The organism is Microbacterium barkeri (assembly GCF_027921765.1).
Classification (GTDB): domain Bacteria; phylum Actinomycetota; class Actinomycetes; order Actinomycetales; family Microbacteriaceae; genus Microbacterium; species Microbacterium barkeri.
Genome location: NZ_BSEJ01000009.1, coordinates 16,675 through 34,914 on the forward strand (window position 1 = coordinate 16,675; position 18,240 = coordinate 34,914).

Below are 18,240 nucleotides of genomic sequence, written 5' to 3' on the forward strand. Positions count from 1 at the left end.
GGGAGCACGGACACCGGGCGCTGGCCGCCGTGGCCGCCCGCGCACGCGCCGTAGGATGAGCAGCATGACGCTCACGATCCCCGCCGATCTCCTTCCCTCCGACGGCCGGTTCGGCTGCGGCCCCTCGAAGGTGCGTCCCGAGCAGGTCGCCGCCCTCGCCGAGGCGGGATCGTCGCTCCTCGGGACGTCGCACCGCCAGGCGCCGGTGAAGAACCTCGTCGCGAGCGTGCGCGAGCGCCTCGCGCAGCTGCTCCGCCTGCCCGACGGCTACGAGATCGTCACGGGCAACGGCGGCTCGACCGCGTTCTGGGATGCGGCCGCGTTCGGGCTCATCGAGCGCCGCGCGCAGAACCTCGTGTTCGGCGAGTTCGGCGGGAAGTTCGCGAAGGCGGCCGCCGCGCCGTGGCTCGAGGCCCCCGATGTCCGCAAGGCGGAGCCGGGCACGCGCGCCGAGTCCGAGCCGGTCGAGGGCGTCGACGTCTACGCCTGGCCGCACAACGAGACGTCCACGGGCGTGGCCGCACCGATCCGGCGCGTGTCCGGCGACGCGGGTGCGCTCACCGTGATCGACGCGACGAGCGCGGCCGGCGGCATCGACTTCGATGTCGCCGAGACCGACGTGTACTACTTCGCGCCGCAGAAGAACCTCGGCTCGGACGGCGGGCTGTGGTTCGCCGCGATGTCGCCCGCGGCGATCGAGCGCATCGAGCGCCTGCACGCCTCCGACCGCTACATCCCGGAGTTCCTCAGCCTCTGGAATGCGGTCGACAACTCGCGCAAGGAGCAGACGCTCAACACCCCTGCCCTCGCGACGCTCCATCTCCTCGACAGCCAGCTGGGCTGGATCCTGGAGAACGGCGGCCTCGAGTGGGCCGCGGCCCGCACGGCGGAGTCGTCGCAGGCGCTGTACACGTGGGCCGAGGCGTCGTCCTCGGCGACACCGTTCGTGGCCGACCCCGCGCACCGCTCCCCCGTCGTCGTGACGATCGACTTCGACGAGGCCGTCGACGCGGCGGCGGTCGCCAAGACGCTGCGCGCCAACGGGATCGTCGACACCGAGCCGTACCGCAAGCTCGGCCGCAACCAGCTCCGGATCGCGACGTTCGTCTCGATCGAGCCCGAGGACGTCCGCCAGCTCACGCGCGCGATCGACTTCGTTCTCGAGAACAGCTGATCCGTCGCCGCAGACAGGAGGAGCCCCGGCCGGCCGGCCGGGGCTCCTCCTGTCTCACGCGGTCAGTCCTCCGCGTCGTCGTCATCCCACGCGTCGTCGTCCTCGTCCGCGTCGTCGTCCTCGCTGCGCGCCTCGTCGTCGTCCTCGTCGTAGTCCTCGTCGGACTCGGCCGCATCGTCGTCGTCGGCCGCATCGTCGTCGGCCGCATCGTCGTCGCCCGCGTCGAGCTCGTCGATGTCGACGCCGTCGACGTCTCCCGCGTGCAGGATCGGCGAGCCGTCCTCGTCGAAGTCGTCCTCGTCCTGGTCGAACTCGTCGCCCTCGGGCGCGAAGTCCTCGCCCTCATCGGACTCGTCGGCCGCCGCGGCCTCGGCCGCCGCGCTCTGCGCCGCCTTGTACTCCTCGAGGCGCACCGACCACGGCACCCACTCGGGCGCGAGCAGCGCTCCATCGCCCGGCAGCAGCTCCGCCTCGAGCACGGTCGGCTCGGCGTCCTCGACCACCGCGAGGGAGACGGTCCAGTGCCATCCCGGATAGCCGCTCAGGCGGTTCTCGAAGCGCAGCGAGACGACGCCGTCGCCCTCGACGGTGTAGCCCGCCGGCTCGCCGATGGTCTGCGCGGGCGTGATCTCCCGCAGCGCGGCGAGCGCGAGATCCCGAGCCTCGAGCAGGCGAGGGTCGGGCTCGACGGGCGCGGCCTCGAGGGAGGCGTCCTCGCGGGGCGCCGCGGAATCCGCGAGCGCCTCCGCGTCCGCCGCAGGCTCGGGAGCCTCAGACATCGAGCTCGTCCGCGACCTTGCGCAGCACGGCCGCGACCTTGCGCGCGTGCGACGACGAGGGGTAGCGGCCGCGACGCAGGTCGCCGCCGATGTCGTCGAGGAGCTTCACGAGGTCCTCGACGATGACGGCCATGTCGTCTGCCTTCTTGCGCGACGCCTTCGCGAGGCTCGGCGGAGCCTCGAGCACCCGCACCGAGAGCGCCTGCGGCCCCTTGCGGCCGTCGGCGATCCCGAACTCGAGCCGCGTCCCGGCCTTCACGACCGCGCCCGCGGGGAGCGCGCTCGCGTGCAGGAACACGTCGTCCTGTCCGTCGTCCGACGTGATGAAGCCGAAGCCCTTGTCCTCGTCGTAGAACCTGACCTTGCCGGTGGGCATGTGAACCTCGCTGATACCGCTGGAACGTAGAGAGAGGGATCGATCGATCCCTCCCCGCCATCCTAGTCCGGCAGGCGTACGACTATCCTGGTCAGGATGAGTGATCAGCCCAGCGCGCAGCCCGCGGTCCGCCGCGTCGACCGCATCCTCGCGTTCATGTCCCTGGGGATCGTCGTGCTGTCGATCGGCTGCTTCCTCGCCGTGATCATCGCGACCGCCTCAGGGGTCACCGACTTCAGCGGCGGCGCGTGGCCGGTCGTGTTCCTCGTGCAGATGATCGGGCCCGTGATCGCCTTCCTCCTGCTCCTCACGCTGCTCGTCATGAGCTTCGTGCGAAGGGGTCGCGCCTCGCGCCGGAGCTGAGCGGATGAGCGGCGCGGACGCACGGGTGCTGGCGGAGCGGCTGGCCGCGATGTCCGACGCGCGGCTCGGCTCGCTCCTCGCGGCCCGCCGGGTCTCCGCCCACGTCGGCTGGCGCGACTTCTTCGACGCCGCCGACGCGCTGCTCGCCCCCGAGTCGTTGACGACGGCGCTGCGTCAGCTCCCGCGCGACGTGCTCGCCGACCTCGCCAGCCGCCGTCCGATCGCCGACGAGGGCATCGCGTCCTCGCTCGTCGACGGATCCGGGTCGCCGCTGCCGTCGGTCCATCGCGCGCTCGACGGCGTGGACCTCGCGCCTGCCCGCCACGACGCCCCTCAGCCCGCCGACGAGTCGGCCGCGGCTCGGGCGGCGGAGCGCGCCTTCACGACCCTCGGGGCGCTCGCTGACGTGCTCGTCGCGGCGCTCGCGACTCCGCTGTCGCGCGTCGGCGGCGGGTCGGTCGGCGCGTCCGACCGGCGCCGGCTCGTGCAGGACGAGGTCGTGCGCGACGCCGAGGAGCTCGACGACCTCGTCGCGCTCGCCGAGGCGGCCGGCCTCGTGCGTCCGGTGGATCGCGCCTGGCTCGTGGCCGACGCCGGCGAGGACTGGACGCGCGAGCCCACGCGTCGTCGCTGGGAGATCCTCGCGACGGGATGGCGCGACGCGCTGCCCGCAGGTCTGCGCACCCGCGAGGGCGGCTGGGTGCCGCCGTCGGCGTGGGTCGACGCCTATCCGCTCGACCCGGCCTGGCCCGAGCGGGCGGCCTCGGCCCTGCGTCTGGCGGCTCTGCTCGGCCTCATCGCGCCCGACGGCACGGAGACCCCGTGGGCGACGCCGTTCCGGGCGGGCGGCGCCGCCGACGCCGGCCCCCTCGCAGAGCTCCTCCCCGGTGAGGTCGACCGCGTCTTCCTGCAGAACGACCTCACCGCGATCTCCCCCGGACCGCTCGTGCCCGCGCTCGACATGCGCCTGCGCGCGATGACCGTCCGCGAGTCGCACGCGCAGGCCTCGACCTACCGCTTCACCGAGGCGTCGCTCTCGTCGGCGATCGCGGGCGGCGAGACGGCCGAGGCCATCCGCTCGTTCCTCTCCGAGCTCTCGCTCACCGGCATCCCGCAGCCGCTCGACTACCTGCTCACCCGGACCGCCGAGCGGCACGGCCTCGTGCGGGTCTCGGTCGAGCCGGGCAGCGGCCACACGATCGTGTCGAGCCGCGACCACCATCTCGTCGAGACCATCGGCGTCGACCAGGCGCTGCGCCCGCTGGGCCTCGTGCGCGAGGGCGCGCTGCTGCGGACGCGCGCTGCACGGCAGACCGTCTACTGGGCGCTCGCCGACGCGCGCTATCCCGTCGTCGCGATCGACGACGACGGCCGCACCGTCGCGCTGCACCGCCGCCGACTCGCGCCCGCTGCCGAGGAGGATGCTCCCGAGGACCGGTACCGGGCCGTCATCGACCGGCTGCGCGCTTCTCACGGCGAGGATGCGGAGGCCGCGTGGCGCGAGCGCGAGCTCGACGCCGCCGTCCGCGCGAAGGCCGTCATCGTCGTCGAGGTCGCGATGCCCGACGGGACGACGCGCGAGCTGACGCTCGAGGCGTCGGGGATCGGCGGAGGACGGCTGCGCGGCCTCGACCGCGCGGCCGACGTCGAGCGCACCCTCCCGGTCTCGCTCATCCGCTCGGTCCGCACCGCGTGACGCACCGCCCCGACCCCACGGCGGCGGCCCGCCGGTAGACTGGACAGCTATGTCCGACGGCCCCCTCATCGTCCAGAGCGACCGCACGGTGCTGCTCGAGGTCGCGCACCCCGACGCGGAGGCCGCGCGCCACGAGCTCGCGGTGTTCGCCGAGCTCGAGCGGGCGCCCGAGCACATCCACACGTACCGCGTGACCCGGCTGGGCCTGTGGAACGCGCGCGCAGCCGGGCACACCGCCGACGACATGCTGGAGACCCTCGACCGATGGTCGCGGTTCCCCGTCCCGCCCTCGGTGTCGACGGACATCCGCGAGACCGTGAACCGATACGGGCGCCTCGTGATCGACCGCGACGACGAGGGCCGCCTGCGCCTCGTCTCCCAGGACGAGGCGGTGATCACCGAGGTCTCGCGCAACAAGCGCATCCAGCCGCTGCTCGTCGAGCACCCGACGCCCGACTCCTACATCGTCGACGCGTGGGCGCGCGGGCACATCAAGCAGGAGCTGCTGAAGATCGGATGGCCCGCGGAGGACCGCGCGGGCTACACGCCGGGCACGCCCCACTCCATCGCCCTCGCCGAGGACGGGTGGGCGCTGCGCCCCTACCAGCGGCTCGCGGTCGACACCTTCCGCGAGGACGGCTCGGGCGTCGTCGTGCTGCCGTGCGGCGCCGGGAAGACCCTCGTCGGAGCGGGCGCGATGGCCGCGACCGGGACGACGACCCTCATCCTCGTGACGAACACGGTGTCGGCGCGCCAGTGGCGCGACGAGCTGCTGCGGCGCACGACGCTCACGCCCGAGGAGATCGGCGAGTACTCGGGGCAGTCCAAGGAGATCAAGCCGGTCACGATCGCGACGTACCAGATCCTCACGTCGAAGCGGAAGGGCGAGTACGCGCATCTCTCGCTCCTCGACGCCCTCGACTGGGGGCTGATCGTGTACGACGAGGTGCACCTGCTGCCCGCGCCCGTCTTCAAACTCACCGCCGACCTGCAGGCGCGCCGACGGCTCGGACTCACCGCGACGCTCGTGCGCGAGGACGGCAGGGAGGGCGACGTCTTCAGCCTCATCGGGCCCAAGCGGTTCGACGCGCCGTGGAAGGAGATCGAGGCGCAGGGCTACATCTCCCCCGCGGCCTGCTACGAGGTCCGGATCGACCTGCCGGCGTCGGAGCGCCTCGAGTACGCGGCCGCGGCCGACGACGAGCGCTACCGGCTGGCGGCGACGGCGCCCGCGAAGATCGACGCCGTGCGGCGCATCCTCGCGCACCACCCCGACGAGCAGGTGCTCGTGATCGGCCAGTACCTCGACCAGCTCGACGAGCTCTCCGAGGCGCTCGGCGCGCCGAAGATCACGGGCGCCACGCCCGTGGACGAGCGCGAGCGGCTGTTCTCGGCGTTCCGGGAGGGGTCGCTGAAGCTGCTCGTCGTGTCGAAGGTCGCGAACTTCTCCGTCGACCTGCCCGAGGCGTCGGTCGCGATCCAGGTGTCGGGGTCGTTCGGCTCCCGCCAGGAGGAGGCTCAGCGCCTGGGACGCCTCCTGCGTCCGAAGCAGACCGACCACACAGCGAGCTTCTACACGCTCATCGCGCGCGACACGGTGGATCAGGACTTCGCGCAGAACCGTCAGCGGTTCCTCGCCGAGCAGGGCTACAGCTACACGATCCTCGACGCCGAGCGGCTCGCCGCCGCGTAGCGTTCGCGCTCGGCGCACGGATTCCGGGCCCGACGCGCGGATTTCCAGCCCGCGCTTACCCGGCACCGACATAATGGGGTCATGACCGCACCGCGCATCCTGGTCGTCGACGACGAGCCGAACATCCGCGACCTGCTCTCGCAGAGCCTGCGATTCGCCGGATTCCAGGTTCGGACCGTGTCCAACGGAGCCCAGACCATCTCGGCCGTGCTGGAGGAGGAGCCCGATCTCATCGTGCTCGACGTCATGCTCCCCGACATGAACGGGTTCAGCGTCACCAAGCGCCTGCGCGACGCCGGATACACCGCCCCGATCATCTTCCTCACCGCCAAGGACGAGACCGAGGACAAGATCAAGGGCCTCAACGTCGGCGGCGACGACTACGTCACGAAGCCGTTCAGCCTCGACGAGATCGTCGCGCGCATCCAGGCCGTCCTGCGCCGCACGATGCAGAACGACGAGGAGGAGTCGGTCATCCGCGCGGGCGAGCTCACGATGGACCAGGACACGCACGACGTCTACGTCGGCGACGAGCAGATCGACCTGAGCCCGACGGAGTTCAAGCTCCTCCGCTACCTCATGCTCAACCCGAACCGCGTGCTGTCGAAGGCGCAGATCCTCGACCACGTGTGGGAGTACGACTTCAACGGCGACGCGGGCATCGTCGAGAGCTACATCTCGTACCTGCGCCGCAAGATCGACCCGCACACCGCGGAGTCGCTCATCCAGACCAAGCGCGGCTTCGGCTACATGCTGAAGGTCGACAAGGTCTCCTGACAGTCGGCGGGCGCGCCCCGCCTCGCGGAAAGGCCCTGCCCTGGCACGCAAGCACGACGCCGTGACCCGGTGGTGGCGACGCGTCAGCCTGCGGGCGAAGGTCACCGGCGTGACGGTGTTCGTCCTCGCCGTCGGACTCCTCATCACGGGCGTCGTGACCGTGCCCATCCTCCAGCAGAACCTGCTCGGCAGCGTCCGCAGCACGGTCCAGGAGTACGCCGACTCGAACGTCGCCGAGCGGCTCCTCACGCCGCTCACGACGGCGTCGGGCGAGCTCATGTTCGTGCCGGCCGACAACGAGCCGCGCACCGAGTACTTCGTCGCGATGTACAACCGCGAGGGCGAGCTCATCGCGACCGCGGGCGGCTCGGAGGAGGCCGCGGAGCCCGCCTTCCCGCGCCGCCTGCCCCTCGACGAGGCGTACATCCGGCGCGGCAGCATCGTCCCCCTCGACGCGGAGACCGGGCGCGGACCCGGGTTCTACGCCGCGACGACCGTGAACACGCTCCAGTCGGAGAGCTACGACCTCCCGTACGCCACGGTCGTCGCGCTCCCCCTCGCCGACGTCGACAGCTTCGTCCGCACGTACATCGCCGTCTTCACGCTCGTCGCGTTCGCGACGGTCATCGCGGCGGCGTTCCTCACCCGCGGCCTCGTGACGCTGACGTTCCGCCGCTTCGGCCAGGTCGAGGCGACCGCCATGGAGATCGCGGCGGGTGACTTCAGCCAGCGGATGACCGACATCGAGCCCAGCACCGAGATCGGCCGCCTCAAGATCGCGATCAACACGATGCTCGACCGCATCGACGGGGCGATCGACGAGCGCGACGCCACGGTGCGGCAGATGCGCCGCTTCATCGGCGACGCGAGCCACGAGCTGCGCACGCCGCTCGTGAGCGTGCGCGGCTACGCCGAGCTGTACCGGATGGGCGCGCTGCAGGGCGAGGAGGCGACGGCCAAGGCGATGGAGCGCATCGAGGCCGAGGCCAAGCGGATGGGCGTCCTCGTCGAGGACCTGCTCGCCCTCACCCGGCTCGACGACCGCCGCGAGCTCGACATCCGCCCGGTCGACCTCCGCCCGATCGCGCACGATGCCGCGCTCGACGTCCGCGCGGCCGAGCCGGGCCGCGACGTCACGGTCGTCGACCACACCTTCGAGGCGATCACGGGCGCGGTGACGCTGCCCGAGCGCGCCGAGCTCGAGGCCGCGACATCCGCTCCCGAGGACGGCCGCGCGGACGGGCCCGACGCGCCGCGGCGGCGCTGGGCGCCGGGAACCGCCGCGATCGCCCGCGCGTCGGCGGCGCTGCGTCGCCGACGCCCGGCCCAGACAGGCGAGCAGCCGCTCGTCGCGCAGCTCGACATCCCCGTGCAGCCGCCCGCGAAGCCCGTCGCGCTCCCTCCGATCGTCCGCGGCGAGGAGGACAAGATCCGCCAGGTGGTGTCGAACCTGCTCGGCAATGCGCGCCGCTACAGCCCCGCCGAATCCCCCATCGTCATCGAGGTGGGCGTGGACGCCGCGGCGCGCACCGGATGGATCGCGATCGTCGACCATGGCGAGGGCGTCCCCGAGTCGATCAGGGACAAGGTCTTCCAGCGGTTCTGGCGGGCCGACACCTCGCGCGCACGGGAGACGGGAGGCAGCGGCCTGGGCCTCTCGATCGTCGCCTCGATCGTCGACTCCCTCAGCGGAACCGTCCAGGTGACCGACACCCCGGGAGGCGGCGCGACGTTCCGCGTGGCCTTCCCGCTCGCCCGGGAGGGGTCGGATGCCGGGGCGACGCCGCGTGCACAGTCCGGCATCGCCGCGGTGTCGCCGGGCGACGCTGTGGACGACCCGGAGGGCGGCGCGCCCCGCTCCTAGCGTGAGGACCACGCCGATCTCCGGCGGTCACACGAGAAGGAGCACCCATGCCGATCTTCGCCGTCGACAGCGACGCCCTCGTCGCTCAGTCCGCCAACGTCCGTGCCACGGGCGACCGCATCCAGGCCGATTCCGACACCATGCTCGCACAGCTGCTCGAGCTGCAGGCGGTGTGGCAGGGATCGGCCGCCGCGGGGTTCCAGAGCGTCATGGACCAGTGGCGGGCGGCACAGCTCGCCATCCAGGAGTCCCTCGCGTCGATCGGGCAGGCGCTCAGCGTCGCGGGGATGCAGTACGCCGAGGCGGAGCAGGCCAGCGCCGGCATGTTCCGCTGAGCCCGCGTCCCGGTACGCAGAAGGGCCCCTCCGCGAGGAGGGGCCCTTCGTGTCGTTCAGCGCGACGAGCGCGCGGCGCGGATCAGAAGTCCATGCCGCCGCTGGGGTCGGCAGGAGCGGCCGCGGCCTTCTCCGGCTTGTCCGCGACGACCGCCTCGGTCGTGAGGAACAGGCCGGCGATCGACGCGGCGTTCTGCAGAGCCGAGCGCGTGACCTTGGCGGGGTCGATGATGCCGGCCTCGAAGAGGTCGACGTACTCGCCCGTGGCCGCGTTGAGGCCCTGGCCGACCGGGAGCTCGGCGACGCGGTTCGCGACGACGCCCGGCTCGAGGCCCGCGTTGAGCGCGATCTGCTTGAGCGGAGCCTCGATGGCGATCTTCACGATGTTCGCGCCGGTCGCCTCGTCGCCCGTGAGCTCGAGACCGTCGAACGCGACCTGGCCCGCCTGGATGAGCGCGACGCCACCACCGGGGACGATGCCCTCCTCGACGGCCGCCTTCGCGTTGCGGACGGCGTCCTCGATGCGGTGCTTGCGCTCCTTGAGCTCGACCTCGGTGGCCGCGCCCGCCTTGATGACGGCGACGCCGCCGGCGAGCTTGGCGAGGCGCTCCTGCAGCTTCTCGCGGTCGTAGTCGCTGTCGGTGTTCTCGATCTCGCGGCGGATCTGGGTCACGCGACCCTCGATCTGCGCGGCGTCACCGGCACCCTCGACGATCGTCGTCTCGTCCTTGGTGATGATGACCTTGCGCGCACGGCCGAGGAGCTCGAGGTCGGTGTTCTCGAGCTTGAGGCCGACCTCCTCCGTGATGACCTGGCCGCCCGTGAGGATCGCGATGTCCTGCAGCTGCGCCTTGCGGCGGTCGCCGAAGCCGGGGGCCTTGACGGCGACCGACTTGAAGATGCCGCGGATCTTGTTGAGCACGAGCGTCGCGAGAGCCTCGCCCTCGACGTCCTCGGCGATGATGACGAGCTCCTTGCCCGCCTGGATCACCTTGTCGACGACGGGCAGAAGGTCCTTGATGTTCGAGATCTTCTGGTTCGCGATGAGGATGTACGGGTCCTCGAAGACGGCCTCCTGGCGCTCCGGGTCCGTCACGAAGTAGGGGTTGAGGTAGCCCTTGTCGAAGCGCATGCCCTCCGTCAGCTCGAGCTCGGTGCCGAAGGCCTGGGCCTCCTCGACCGTGACGACGCCCTCCTTGCCGACCTTGTCGATCGCCTCGGCGATGAGCTCGCCGATCGAGGTGTCCGCAGCCGAGATCGACGCCGTCGCGGCGATCTGCTCCTTCGACTCGATCTCCTTCGCGGTGGAGAGGAGCTGGTCGGTGACCGCCTTGACGGCCTTCTCGATGCCGCGCTTGAGGCTGATCGGGTCGGCGCCCGCGGCGACGTTGCGGAGGCCCTCGCGGACGAGCGCCTGGGCGAGGACGGTGGCCGTGGTCGTGCCGTCACCGGCGACGTCGTCGGTCTTCTTCGCGACCTCCTTGACGAGCTCGGCGCCGATCTTCTCGTACGGGTCGTCGAGCTCGATCTCCTTCGCGATGGAGACGCCGTCGTTCGTGATCGTGGGAGCGCCCCACTTCTTCTCGAGCACGACGTTGCGACCACGCGGGCCGAGCGTCACCTTGACGGCGTCGGCCAGCGTGTTGAGGCCGCGCTCGAGGCCGCGACGGGCCTCTTCGTCGAAAGCGATGATCTTTGCCATGTGTTTGTCGTCCCTCCCGGACGTAGGCGTATGGGTTTAGCACTCTCTTGACGGGAGTGCTAAACGCCATTTTGGCACTCGACCCCATCGAGTGCAAGCCGGGAGGCGTCACCCGCCGACACACGCGCAGCCGCCCCGCGACCGGGGTCGCGGGGCGGCTGCGGAGAAGGCGGGAGCGCTCAGACGGGGCGGACCGCCTCGGCCTGGGGGCCCTTCTGCCCGGTGCCCACCGTGAACTCGACGGCCTGGCCCTCCTCGAGCACGCGGAAGCCGGTCATCTCGATGTTCGAATAGTGCACGAAGACGTCCTGGCCGCCGTCGGCGACGGTGATGAACCCGTAGCCCTTCTCGGCGTTGAACCACTTCACGGTGCCCTGGGTCATGGCGATCACTCCTGTTGCGGGATGGAACTGGAGCGATCGTATCCGCGTGATTCCGCGGCAGAACGTCGATCAGGCGACGTTTGACACGGTCGTCTCGTGACGTTTACGCGCCGGAAACACGGTCGAGTCCGACGACCACCGTGAGCTGTCGGCCGTCGCCGCTCTGGTACGCGTCGCTCTGCACCACCTCGGTCGCGCCGATGGCCTCCGCGACGCCGCGCGCCGCCGGCTCGTCCTCGGGGCTCGCGTAGAAGACGGTCGTCTTCTCGAAGTCGGTCTCGTCGGAGTCGGTGGGGGTCACGGCCCCCTCGGGGAAGCCCGCGTCGACGAGCTGCGCCGCGACCTCGTCGTCGAGCCCCTCTGTCGCCGTGCCGTTGAGGACGAGCACCGAGTACGACGTGTCGACGACGGGCGCCGTCGTCGCCGCCGGCGCCGGCGTGTTCTCGGGCGCCGGGAGCGCGCCCTGCTGCGAGAGGACGAGGAAGCCGAGGATCCCCGCGATCACGAGCACGATCATCGCGACGATCGCCCACAGCAGCACGGCGGGTCCGCTCATGCCCGGGTTCTCCGCGCGGTGGGCGCCGACGCGCCCGGTCTCGCGCGGGATGTCGTCGAAGCGGTCCCGGGGGTAGGTGCTCGGCATCCCTCGATGCTATCCGCGGACGTCGTGGATCAGCTGGTGACGCGGAGGCGCGCCGCCTCGCGCTCGTCGCGCAGTCGGCGGAGGCGCTTGACGAGGAGCGGATCCGCGGCGAGCGCGGCCTCGGTGTCGATCAGCCGCCCGAGCAGCTGGTAGTACCGCGCCGGGGTCATCGCGAGCTCTGCGCGGATCGCCTCCTCCTTGGCGCCGCCGTGGGCGCCCCACGCCGCCTCGAAGGCGAGGATGGCGCGCTCGCGTTCCGACAGGGAGGTGGACATGCTCCGAGCGTATGGCGCGCGGCGCCGCTCGGCCGTCAGGCGCGCCAGCGGACGCATGCCCCGAGCGGATCCGCCGCGGCGAGCACGCGGCCGTCGAGAGCGAGCGCGAAGCCACCGGGCCATTCCGCCTCGCCGACCGGCTCGGTCCATCCGCTGTGGAGCCCCGGCGCGTCGAGCGTGATCCAGCGAGCCCCGAGTGCCCGGATGGCGTCGATGAGCGCCTCGCGGCGGGCACGCGGGAGGTACGGGAGCACGCCCGGCGTCGACACGACGAGCGTCGCCTCCGATGGCGCGTCCGCGGCGAGCGCGCGGAGGGCCTCGGGATCGCCGGCATCGCCTGCGATGAGAAGAGGCGGATCGGCCGCCGCGATGTCGAGCGCCCGCGCGATCCGCTCGCGCCGCCCCTCCTCGCCCGGCCACACGAGCATCTCGAGCCAGGCGCGGTCGCGCGGGTCGCGCGGATCGCGCGGCTGCAGGTCGACGCCCGCGCGCCAGACGACCTCCGGCAGCCGCAGCTCCGGCAGCGGGCCATCCCAGGTCGAGGTCAGTACGACCCCGGACGCCCCGTCGACGGGGTCGAGGTGCACGTGTCGGCCGGTCGCCGCATACCGGTACGAGTAGCGGTCGGGGTAGAGGCACAGGCCACCCGATGCACCGAGCTCGAGGAGGGCGATCGGGCCGGGGACGAGCGAGAGCGCGGGCAGGAGCGCCGCGCAGCGCAGCGGCTCGTTCGTCTGCAGGCCGCGGACGCCGCACTCGGCGACGATGTCGTCGGCCCGCTCGCGCACGAAGCGCGCCCAGTCGGCGGCGTCGGCGTCGTCCGCCGCGCCGAGCAGGCGCGTCACGGCGAACACGAGCGGCGGCTGGCGGTGCGCCGCCGGGATGCGGGCGAGCACGGCGGCCACCGTGCCGTCCTCGGCGACCCTCGCCGCCCAGTCGCCGTAGACGCGAGACCGTCCCGGCGCCTCCTCCGCGGCGAACCGGGCGAAGCGTTCGGCGACCTGCGCGACCTCGTCCATCCCCGCCATTCTGCCTTCTCCCGGCGCCCCTCCTCCGGCCCCTGCCGTCCTGTGCGGCGGTAGAATCGGGGCATGTCGTACAGGGTCGAGAAGTCCGAGGCGGAGTGGCGTGCAGAGCTGACGCCTGAGCAGTACGCGGTGCTGCGCGAAGCCGGAACCGAGCGGCCGTGGACCGGCGAGCTGCTCGACGAGGAGCGCGCGGGCCTGTACACGTGCGCCGCATGCGGCGCCGAGCTCTTCCAGAGCGGCACGAAGTTCGACTCGCACTGCGGGTGGCCGAGCTTCTACGAGTCGGTGCGGCCCGAGGCCGTCGAGCTGCTCGAGGACACGAGCCACGGCATGGTGCGGACAGAGGTCCGCTGCGCGAACTGCGGCTCGCACCTCGGGCACGTCTTCCCGGACGGATTCGGCACGCCCACCGGCGACCGCTACTGCATGAACTCGCTCTCGCTGAACTTCACGCCCGAGGCGTGAGCGCTCCGCGCATGGGCTCCGCTCTCGAGGCCGCCCGCGCGCGGCGCTCATCGTCCAAGGTCACCGACGAGGCTCCCACGCGCGAGGAGCTGCTGCCGCTCGTGGCGGCGGCCGGTCGCGTCGCCGACCACTCGAACCTCACCCCGTGGCGGCTCATCGAGCTGCGCGGCGACGACCGTCTGCGGCTCGGCCGCGCGATCGGCGAGGCGACAGGCGACGGACCTTCGACGAAGCCGCTGCGCGCTCCCCTGCTCATCGCGATCGTGTCGAGCCCCCGCCCGTCCGAGAAGGTGCCGGAGTGGGAGCAGGAGGCCGTCGCGTCGGGCGTGGCCCACCTGCTGAGCCTGCTCCTCGACGAGGCCGGCTGGGGTGTGATGTGGCGCACGGGCGCCTTCGTGCGCTCCCCCGCGGTCGCGAAGGCGCACGGCCTCACCCGCCGCGAGAAGCTCCTCGGATGGCTGTACGTCGGCGGGCGCCCTCCGCGCGACCGCGAGGGGTTCCGGCCCGGTGTCGACCCGGACCGGATCCTCGGCAGGATGCCGGGCGGCGAGCGCCCCTAGGTCACCAGCCCGCGGGCCGGGTGTCCTTGCCGTCGAGCCACAGCCGGTCCGACGCGTCGCTGTGGGCGGTCCCGCTGCCGACGTGCTTCGCGTCGATGCGGTCGCCCTTGGTGATGACGTGCACGAGCGCCATCGCGTGGCCGCGGCCGAGGCCGTAGTCGGCTGCGAGCCACTCGATGATCGGGCCCGCCTTGGTCCCGGGGCCGAAGCCGCGCTCGGCGGCGAGGTCGACGAAGGCGCGCGGCGTGACGCCGGTCTTCGTCTCGATGTTGTCGAGGTACGCCTGGAAGGACATCAGAGGAACTCCTGGATCATCGTGTCGGATGCGTGGATGCAGAGGATGCGCAGAGGCCCATCGCCCGAGTTGACGAAGCCGTGCCACACGCCGGCTCCGACCGTCGCGGTGTCGCCCGCGCGGGCGACGATCGTCTCCTCGCCCATCGTGATCGTGGCCTCGCCCGCGAGGACATGCCAGGTCTCCGAGTAGGGATGGCGGTGCAGCCCGGGCCCCTGACCCGGCTCGTTGTCGACATGGAAGAACGACACCGCCGCGCCGTGCTCCCGCCCCTCGAAGCGCAGCGTCCTGCTGCCCGGCATGCGGATCCGATCCGCCGTCACGATGCCCATGAGCGGCTCCTCTCTCTCACGACGCGACTCTCGCAGGCGCGGTTCGGCGAGGATAAGGTTTCGACGTGCATCGAAAGCTCGTCGAGTTCCGCCTGCGCCCGGACGACGTGTCGGCCATCCGATTCGGCATCTCGCCGGGGCACGAGCTCGTCCACGCGGTGCGCTCCCTCGCCCGCCCCGCGGAGAACCCGCTCCAGTGGGGATGGCTGCGCCAGGCCCGCGACGTCGTTCCGCGCCCAGCCTTCGAGCTGCTGCGAACCGTCGTCGGGGAAGACGGCTACGTCCCGGACTTCCTCACGTCAGAGCCGTCGTGGGATCTCGACCCTGCCGAGGAGGCGGCGCGCCGCCGCCGGGCTCGGCTGCCGGGGATGCAGGTCGACCTCCGCAAGCGCGTCGACCGCAGCGCGGGCCGCGAGCGGACGGCGCTCCTCCGACTTCTCGACGACCCGCACCGCGCGCGAGCCGTCATCGCCGAGGCCGCCGACGCCGTGTGGGATGCCGTGCTCGCGCCATCCTGGTCGCAGCTGGAGCGCGTCCTGCGGGCTGACATCGTGGCACGGACGCGGGTCGTCACGACGGCCGGCATCGGCGCGATGGCGACAGCGCTCCACCCGGCCGTGGACTGGTCGGCCGACTCCGTGCGCGTCGAGCTCACGCGCCACGAGGAGACCGTCGACTGCACGGGGCGCGGCCTCGTGCTCGTGCCGTCGGTGTTCGCGCGGCGGTGCTCGGTGATCACCGAGCCGCCGGCGCAGCCGACGCTGTTCTACCCCGCGCTCGGCGTCGCCGAGGACTGGCATCGCGAGGGGGTCGCGCACGCGGCCGCACTCGGCCGGCTTCTCGGCGAGGGGCGGCTCTCGGTGCTCCTGGCACTGCGGGAGCCGCTCTCGACGAGTGCCGTCGCCACGGCGACCGGGCTCGCGATCGCGACGGCATCGCATCACCTCAGCGCGCTGCGCGACGCGAGGCTCATCACGTCGCGGCGGTCCGGACAGCGCATGCTCCATGCGCGCACGCCGCTGGGCGAGGCCCTCCTCGCTGGCTGACCGGTCAGCGGCGCCCGGCGCGCACGGTCGCGACGACGACGCCGCCCGCGGCGAGCGCCACCGTGAGCGCGCGCTGCCACAAGGCGGGCGGCGCGGCGGGCGGCCAGACGACGTCGAGGACGACGGATGCGCCGAGCATGCCGAGCACGGACCCGAGTGTCATGAGCAGCACTCCCGTGCGCGGAGTGAGCGCGGCCGAGATGAAGATGTACGCGACGCCGAGCGCTCCGCCGAGGTAGAGCCACGGCTCGCGCGGCGCGGACGCGGGCGCACCCGCCGTCGCGAGGTGCCAGACGGCGGCGACGGCGAGCACGGCCGTCCCGCCGATGAAGTTGACGAGCGTCGCCGCGAACGCGGAGCCGACGGCCTGGCGCAGCCGCCCGTTCGTCGCCGTCTGCCACGCGACGCCCGCCCCGACGAGGAACGGCAGGATGAGCATCCACAGCGGGGCCTGCGCCACGGCGTCTCCGGTCAGCGACACGACGACCGCCGAGAGCACGAGAGCGGCTCCCGCGACCCGCGGCAGCGTCACGGCGCTCACGCCCGCGGGGCTGTAGCCGATGCGGTCGAGCACGAGTCCGTGCACGGTCTGGCCTGCAACCATGCCGACCGAGAACATGGCCACGCCGATGACGGCGACCGTGAAGCTCTGCGTCGCGACGCTGAACGCCCCCGCCGCGCCGCCCACGAGCATCCACCAGGGCACGCGGCGCTCGCGCAGGGCCGATCGGAGGGCACGGACGCCGGCACGGCCGCTCGGGAGGAGCGGCGCGAGCACGAGCAGGATGACGAGGCCCGACCCGAACGAGATGAGGGCCGCCACCAGCGCGGCGTCGAGCGCGACGCCGAGCTGCCCGTTGACGCGCGCCTGGATGGCCGTGAGGGCGCCCACGAGGACGGCGCCGCCGACGCCGATCGCGATCGCGAGCCGGTGCTTCGGCGCTCCGCGGTCCATCGCGCCTCCCCCTGCTCGTGCGACCTCGGCCATCCTACGGCGGCACCGGGCATCCGAATCCCGGCACAGCTCGGGAGCGGCAGCCGCCGGCGGCGCGCGGTCAGGCGATCGCGCGCCGTGAGAGTCGGCGCGGGCGAGGCGTGCGGGGAGGGTGCGCGGCCTTGAGGATGGGCTTCACGTCGCGGGCGCGCTCCTCGAGCGCCGCGAGGGCGGTCGCGAGCGAGGCGAACTCGCCGATCGCGACGCCGTGGCGGTCGTGCGCGAGGTGGCGCCGGCCGTCGACCGTGACGAAGCCCGCGAACTCGCCGGCATGCGTCGCGACGAAGACGTCGTCTGCCGCCTGCTTCCAGGCAAGCGGCTCGTCGGTATGGTGAGGGTCGTCGAGGTGGGTGATGGTCATGTCGTGCTCTTCTCGTCTGAGTGCGGGCGGCCGCGTGGGCATGCCCGCGATGCGGCGGCTCCGGGCGATCGCCGCTCGCATCTGTGCGAGGGGATCCGTGGATGGCCCTGAGCCGGTGAGCTGCGGCGATCGGCCGTGAGAGGCGGCGGACATCGCACTGCAAGCTCCGTCCAGTCTACCTGCAGCGGGCGGAGAAGGCCATCCGCGTGTCGCCGCGCCCGGCGATGTCGGCGCCCGCGCATAGCCTGAACGTCGTCCCGACGTCGTGACGCGCCACGCCCTTCGACCTCCAAGGAGACCCCCGCCATGATGGGGACCTCGCACGCCGCCAGCGGCGCCGCCGCCTGGATCGCGCTCACCGCCACGACGCTCCCCGCCCTGGGGGCGCACGAGCTCGCGCCCGCCGCGGTGCTGCTCGGTGCGCCGATCGCGGCGGGCGCCGCCCTCCTGCCCGACGCGGATCATCACAGCGCGACGATCGCCCACTCCGTGCCCATCGCCGGGCGACTCGCGGCAGGTGTCGTCGGCGCCGTGTCGGGCGGGCACCGGAAGGGCATGCACTCGCTGCTCGCCGTGCTCGGCGTCATCGTCGGCATGCGCTTCCTCGGGGAGGTCGTCTGGCACCCGGACGGCTCGGCCGAGCCCTACCACCTGGGCGTCGCGATCGCGGTCGCGGCGTGCACCGCCTTCGCGCTCAAGGTGCTGCGGATCGCGCGACGGTGGCCCCTCGCGTGGGCGGGCGGCGCGGCGCTCGGCGCGGCGGCCGGCTTCCTCGCCCCCGCCCAGACGTCGTGGCTCCCGTGGTGCGTCGGGGTCGGATACCTCGCGCACCTCGCCGGCGACCTCCTCACGACCGGCGGCATCCCGCTGCTGTGGCCCATCCGCGTGCGGGCTCCCCGGTGGGCGCGGCGCACGCCGCTCCTCCGCCGGGTGTGGCTGCGCGGCGGCGGCATCGCGGTGCCGGTCCTCGGCGACACGGGATCCTGGCGCGAGCAGGCGCTCTTCGCCGCGCTCAGCTGCTACGCCCTGTGGGGTGTCGCGGCCGAGGCGACCGCTGTCCTCGCGGGAGGGATGTGAGGACGTTTGTTGACATGCGTAA

At 72.6% G+C, this 18,240-nt stretch carries 22 protein-coding genes; 11 read left to right on the forward strand and 11 right to left on the reverse strand.

The features are described 5' to 3' along the window. The first annotated feature begins 64 nt into the window (after positions 1 to 64). Entirely contained in the window at positions 65 to 1,174 is a 1,110-nt protein-coding gene (gene serC, locus PKE79_RS09995; protein WP_271173556.1) for a phosphoserine transaminase, read from the forward strand. A gap of 62 nt (positions 1,175 to 1,236) precedes the next feature. Here serC and PKE79_RS10000 read toward each other — a convergent pair whose 3' ends face one another. Together PKE79_RS10000 and PKE79_RS10005 are read right to left on the reverse strand one after the other, a co-directional pair. Further along, positions 1,237 to 1,953: a DUF3027 domain-containing protein gene (locus tag PKE79_RS10000; RefSeq protein WP_271173557.1), complete on the reverse strand. Its 717-nt coding sequence runs from the start codon at positions 1,951 to 1,953 to the stop codon at positions 1,237 to 1,239. After that, positions 1,946 to 2,329 (reverse strand): cold-shock protein, encoded by a 384-nt coding sequence (locus PKE79_RS10005; protein ID WP_271173558.1) that lies wholly within the window; start codon positions 2,327 to 2,329, stop codon positions 1,946 to 1,948. The genes PKE79_RS10000 and PKE79_RS10005 overlap by 8 nt, the downstream gene beginning before the upstream one ends. A 96-nt stretch (positions 2,330 to 2,425) precedes the next feature. Here PKE79_RS10005 and PKE79_RS10010 point away from each other — a divergent pair, with 96 nt between their 5' ends. The 6 genes from PKE79_RS10010 (at position 2,426) to PKE79_RS10035 (ending at position 9,057) form a co-directional block, all read left to right on the forward strand. Continuing rightward, positions 2,426 to 2,692, forward strand: coding sequence for a multidrug ABC transporter ATPase (locus PKE79_RS10010; RefSeq protein ID WP_271173559.1), 267 nt, complete (start codon positions 2,426 to 2,428; stop codon positions 2,690 to 2,692). 4 nt (positions 2,693 to 2,696) lie between these two features. Next, positions 2,697 to 4,388 carry a helicase-associated domain-containing protein gene (locus PKE79_RS10015; protein WP_271173560.1) on the forward strand — a complete coding sequence of 564 codons (1,692 nt, stop codon included), beginning with the start codon at positions 2,697 to 2,699 and terminating at the stop codon, positions 4,386 to 4,388. 49 nt (positions 4,389 to 4,437) lie between these two features. Beyond that, positions 4,438 to 6,081 (forward strand): DNA repair helicase XPB, encoded by a 1,644-nt coding sequence (locus tag PKE79_RS10020; RefSeq protein ID WP_271173561.1) that lies wholly within the window; start codon positions 4,438 to 4,440, stop codon positions 6,079 to 6,081. 81 nt (positions 6,082 to 6,162) lie between these two features. Further along, positions 6,163 to 6,858 carry a response regulator transcription factor gene (locus PKE79_RS10025; RefSeq protein WP_271173562.1) on the forward strand — a complete coding sequence of 232 codons (696 nt, stop codon included), beginning with the start codon at positions 6,163 to 6,165 and terminating at the stop codon, positions 6,856 to 6,858. Between the two features lie 61 nt (positions 6,859 to 6,919). After that, entirely contained in the window at positions 6,920 to 8,722 is a 1,803-nt protein-coding gene (locus tag PKE79_RS10030; RefSeq protein ID WP_271173563.1) for a sensor histidine kinase, read from the forward strand. A 47-nt stretch (positions 8,723 to 8,769) separates the two neighbouring features. Next, complete coding sequence (locus PKE79_RS10035; protein ID WP_271173564.1) at positions 8,770 to 9,057, forward strand: WXG100 family type VII secretion target; 288 nt, start codon at positions 8,770 to 8,772, stop codon at positions 9,055 to 9,057. A gap of 82 nt (positions 9,058 to 9,139) precedes the next feature. Here PKE79_RS10035 and groL read toward each other — a convergent pair whose 3' ends face one another. The 5 genes from groL to PKE79_RS10060 form a co-directional block, all read right to left on the reverse strand. Beyond that, a complete protein-coding gene (groL, locus tag PKE79_RS10040; RefSeq protein WP_271173565.1) occupies positions 9,140 to 10,759 on the reverse strand; it encodes a chaperonin GroEL in 1,620 nt (539 codons plus the stop codon). A 179-nt stretch (positions 10,760 to 10,938) separates the two neighbouring features. Beyond that, positions 10,939 to 11,142 carry a cold-shock protein gene (locus PKE79_RS10045; protein WP_271173566.1) on the reverse strand — a complete coding sequence of 68 codons (204 nt, stop codon included), beginning with the start codon at positions 11,140 to 11,142 and terminating at the stop codon, positions 10,939 to 10,941. 103 nt (positions 11,143 to 11,245) lie between these two features. Beyond that, on the reverse strand, positions 11,246 to 11,785 hold the full coding sequence (locus tag PKE79_RS10050) for a LytR C-terminal domain-containing protein (RefSeq protein ID WP_271173567.1): 540 nt from the start codon (positions 11,783 to 11,785) through the stop codon (positions 11,246 to 11,248). Positions 11,786 to 11,814: 29 nt separating this feature from the next. Next, complete coding sequence (locus tag PKE79_RS10055) at positions 11,815 to 12,060, reverse strand: DUF3263 domain-containing protein (protein ID WP_271173568.1); 246 nt, start codon at positions 12,058 to 12,060, stop codon at positions 11,815 to 11,817. 35 nt (positions 12,061 to 12,095) lie between these two features. Next, on the reverse strand, positions 12,096 to 13,079 hold the full coding sequence (locus PKE79_RS10060) for a DUF2332 domain-containing protein (RefSeq protein ID WP_271173569.1): 984 nt from the start codon (positions 13,077 to 13,079) through the stop codon (positions 12,096 to 12,098). Positions 13,080 to 13,151: 72 nt separating this feature from the next. Between PKE79_RS10060 and msrB the strand changes: the two genes are divergently transcribed. Further along, positions 13,152 to 13,553: a peptide-methionine (R)-S-oxide reductase MsrB gene (gene msrB / locus PKE79_RS10065; RefSeq protein WP_271173570.1), complete on the forward strand. Its 402-nt coding sequence runs from the start codon at positions 13,152 to 13,154 to the stop codon at positions 13,551 to 13,553. 11 nt (positions 13,554 to 13,564) lie between these two features. After that, positions 13,565 to 14,113, forward strand: coding sequence for a nitroreductase family protein (locus tag PKE79_RS10070; protein WP_271173684.1), 549 nt, complete (start codon positions 13,565 to 13,567; stop codon positions 14,111 to 14,113). A gap of 1 nt (position 14,114) precedes the next feature. On the opposite strand, the gene PKE79_RS10075 is transcribed toward PKE79_RS10070, so the two are convergent. Together PKE79_RS10075 and PKE79_RS10080 are read right to left on the reverse strand one after the other, a co-directional pair. Next, positions 14,115 to 14,408 carry a DUF4287 domain-containing protein gene (locus PKE79_RS10075; RefSeq protein ID WP_271173571.1) on the reverse strand — a complete coding sequence of 98 codons (294 nt, stop codon included), beginning with the start codon at positions 14,406 to 14,408 and terminating at the stop codon, positions 14,115 to 14,117. Continuing rightward, entirely contained in the window at positions 14,408 to 14,740 is a 333-nt protein-coding gene (locus tag PKE79_RS10080; RefSeq protein WP_271173572.1) for a cupin domain-containing protein, read from the reverse strand. The genes PKE79_RS10075 and PKE79_RS10080 overlap by 1 nt, the downstream gene beginning before the upstream one ends. A 65-nt stretch (positions 14,741 to 14,805) precedes the next feature. Here PKE79_RS10080 and PKE79_RS10085 point away from each other — a divergent pair, with 65 nt between their 5' ends. Further along, the gene (locus PKE79_RS10085; protein ID WP_271173573.1) at positions 14,806 to 15,786 is read left to right on the forward strand and encodes an ArsR/SmtB family transcription factor; all 981 of its coding nucleotides are present in this window, start codon (positions 14,806 to 14,808) and stop codon (positions 15,784 to 15,786) included. Positions 15,787 to 15,790: 4 nt separating this feature from the next. Here the strand turns inward: PKE79_RS10085 and PKE79_RS10090 are convergent, their stop codons facing one another. Next, the gene (locus PKE79_RS10090; RefSeq protein ID WP_271173574.1) at positions 15,791 to 16,741 is read right to left on the reverse strand and encodes a DMT family transporter; all 951 of its coding nucleotides are present in this window, start codon (positions 16,739 to 16,741) and stop codon (positions 15,791 to 15,793) included. A 100-nt stretch (positions 16,742 to 16,841) separates the two neighbouring features. Further along, a complete protein-coding gene (locus tag PKE79_RS10095; RefSeq protein WP_271173575.1) occupies positions 16,842 to 17,141 on the reverse strand; it encodes a hypothetical protein in 300 nt (99 codons plus the stop codon). Between the two features lie 306 nt (positions 17,142 to 17,447). On the opposite strand from PKE79_RS10095, the gene PKE79_RS10100 reads away from it, so the two are divergent. Further along, the gene (locus PKE79_RS10100; protein ID WP_271173576.1) at positions 17,448 to 18,218 is read left to right on the forward strand and encodes a metal-dependent hydrolase; all 771 of its coding nucleotides are present in this window, start codon (positions 17,448 to 17,450) and stop codon (positions 18,216 to 18,218) included. Positions 18,219 to 18,240: the final 22 nt, after the last annotated feature.

Excerpts from the sequence above, each read along its gene's own strand:
- PKE79_RS10090 (WP_271173574.1), bottom strand. The coding sequence starts at position 16,741 with ATGGACCGCGGAGCGCCGAAGCACCGGCTCGCGATCGCGATCGGCGTC.
- PKE79_RS10020 (WP_271173561.1), top strand. The coding sequence starts at position 4,438 with ATGTCCGACGGCCCCCTCATCGTCCAGAGCGACCGCACGGTGCTGCTC.
- PKE79_RS10050 (WP_271173567.1), bottom strand. The coding sequence starts at position 11,785 with ATGCCGAGCACCTACCCCCGGGACCGCTTCGACGACATCCCGCGCGAG.
- PKE79_RS10060 (WP_271173569.1), bottom strand. The coding sequence starts at position 13,079 with ATGGACGAGGTCGCGCAGGTCGCCGAACGCTTCGCCCGGTTCGCCGCG.
- msrB (WP_271173570.1), top strand. The coding sequence starts at position 13,152 with ATGTCGTACAGGGTCGAGAAGTCCGAGGCGGAGTGGCGTGCAGAGCTG.
- PKE79_RS10055 (WP_271173568.1), bottom strand. The coding sequence starts at position 12,060 with ATGTCCACCTCCCTGTCGGAACGCGAGCGCGCCATCCTCGCCTTCGAG.
- PKE79_RS10095 (WP_271173575.1), bottom strand. The coding sequence starts at position 17,141 with ATGACCATCACCCACCTCGACGACCCTCACCATACCGACGAGCCGCTT.
- PKE79_RS10000 (WP_271173557.1), bottom strand. The coding sequence starts at position 1,953 with ATGTCTGAGGCTCCCGAGCCTGCGGCGGACGCGGAGGCGCTCGCGGAT.
- PKE79_RS10010 (WP_271173559.1), top strand. The coding sequence starts at position 2,426 with ATGAGTGATCAGCCCAGCGCGCAGCCCGCGGTCCGCCGCGTCGACCGC.
- PKE79_RS10025 (WP_271173562.1), top strand. The coding sequence starts at position 6,163 with ATGACCGCACCGCGCATCCTGGTCGTCGACGACGAGCCGAACATCCGC.
- PKE79_RS10045 (WP_271173566.1), bottom strand. The coding sequence starts at position 11,142 with ATGACCCAGGGCACCGTGAAGTGGTTCAACGCCGAGAAGGGCTACGGG.
- groL (WP_271173565.1), bottom strand. The coding sequence starts at position 10,759 with ATGGCAAAGATCATCGCTTTCGACGAAGAGGCCCGTCGCGGCCTCGAG.
- PKE79_RS10005 (WP_271173558.1), bottom strand. The coding sequence starts at position 2,329 with ATGCCCACCGGCAAGGTCAGGTTCTACGACGAGGACAAGGGCTTCGGC.
- serC (WP_271173556.1), top strand. The coding sequence starts at position 65 with ATGACGCTCACGATCCCCGCCGATCTCCTTCCCTCCGACGGCCGGTTC.
- PKE79_RS10075 (WP_271173571.1), bottom strand. The coding sequence starts at position 14,408 with ATGTCCTTCCAGGCGTACCTCGACAACATCGAGACGAAGACCGGCGTC.
- PKE79_RS10100 (WP_271173576.1), top strand. The coding sequence starts at position 17,448 with ATGATGGGGACCTCGCACGCCGCCAGCGGCGCCGCCGCCTGGATCGCG.
- PKE79_RS10080 (WP_271173572.1), bottom strand. The coding sequence starts at position 14,740 with ATGGGCATCGTGACGGCGGATCGGATCCGCATGCCGGGCAGCAGGACG.
- PKE79_RS10035 (WP_271173564.1), top strand. The coding sequence starts at position 8,770 with ATGCCGATCTTCGCCGTCGACAGCGACGCCCTCGTCGCTCAGTCCGCC.
- PKE79_RS10015 (WP_271173560.1), top strand. The coding sequence starts at position 2,697 with ATGAGCGGCGCGGACGCACGGGTGCTGGCGGAGCGGCTGGCCGCGATG.
- PKE79_RS10070 (WP_271173684.1), top strand. The coding sequence starts at position 13,565 with ATGGGCTCCGCTCTCGAGGCCGCCCGCGCGCGGCGCTCATCGTCCAAG.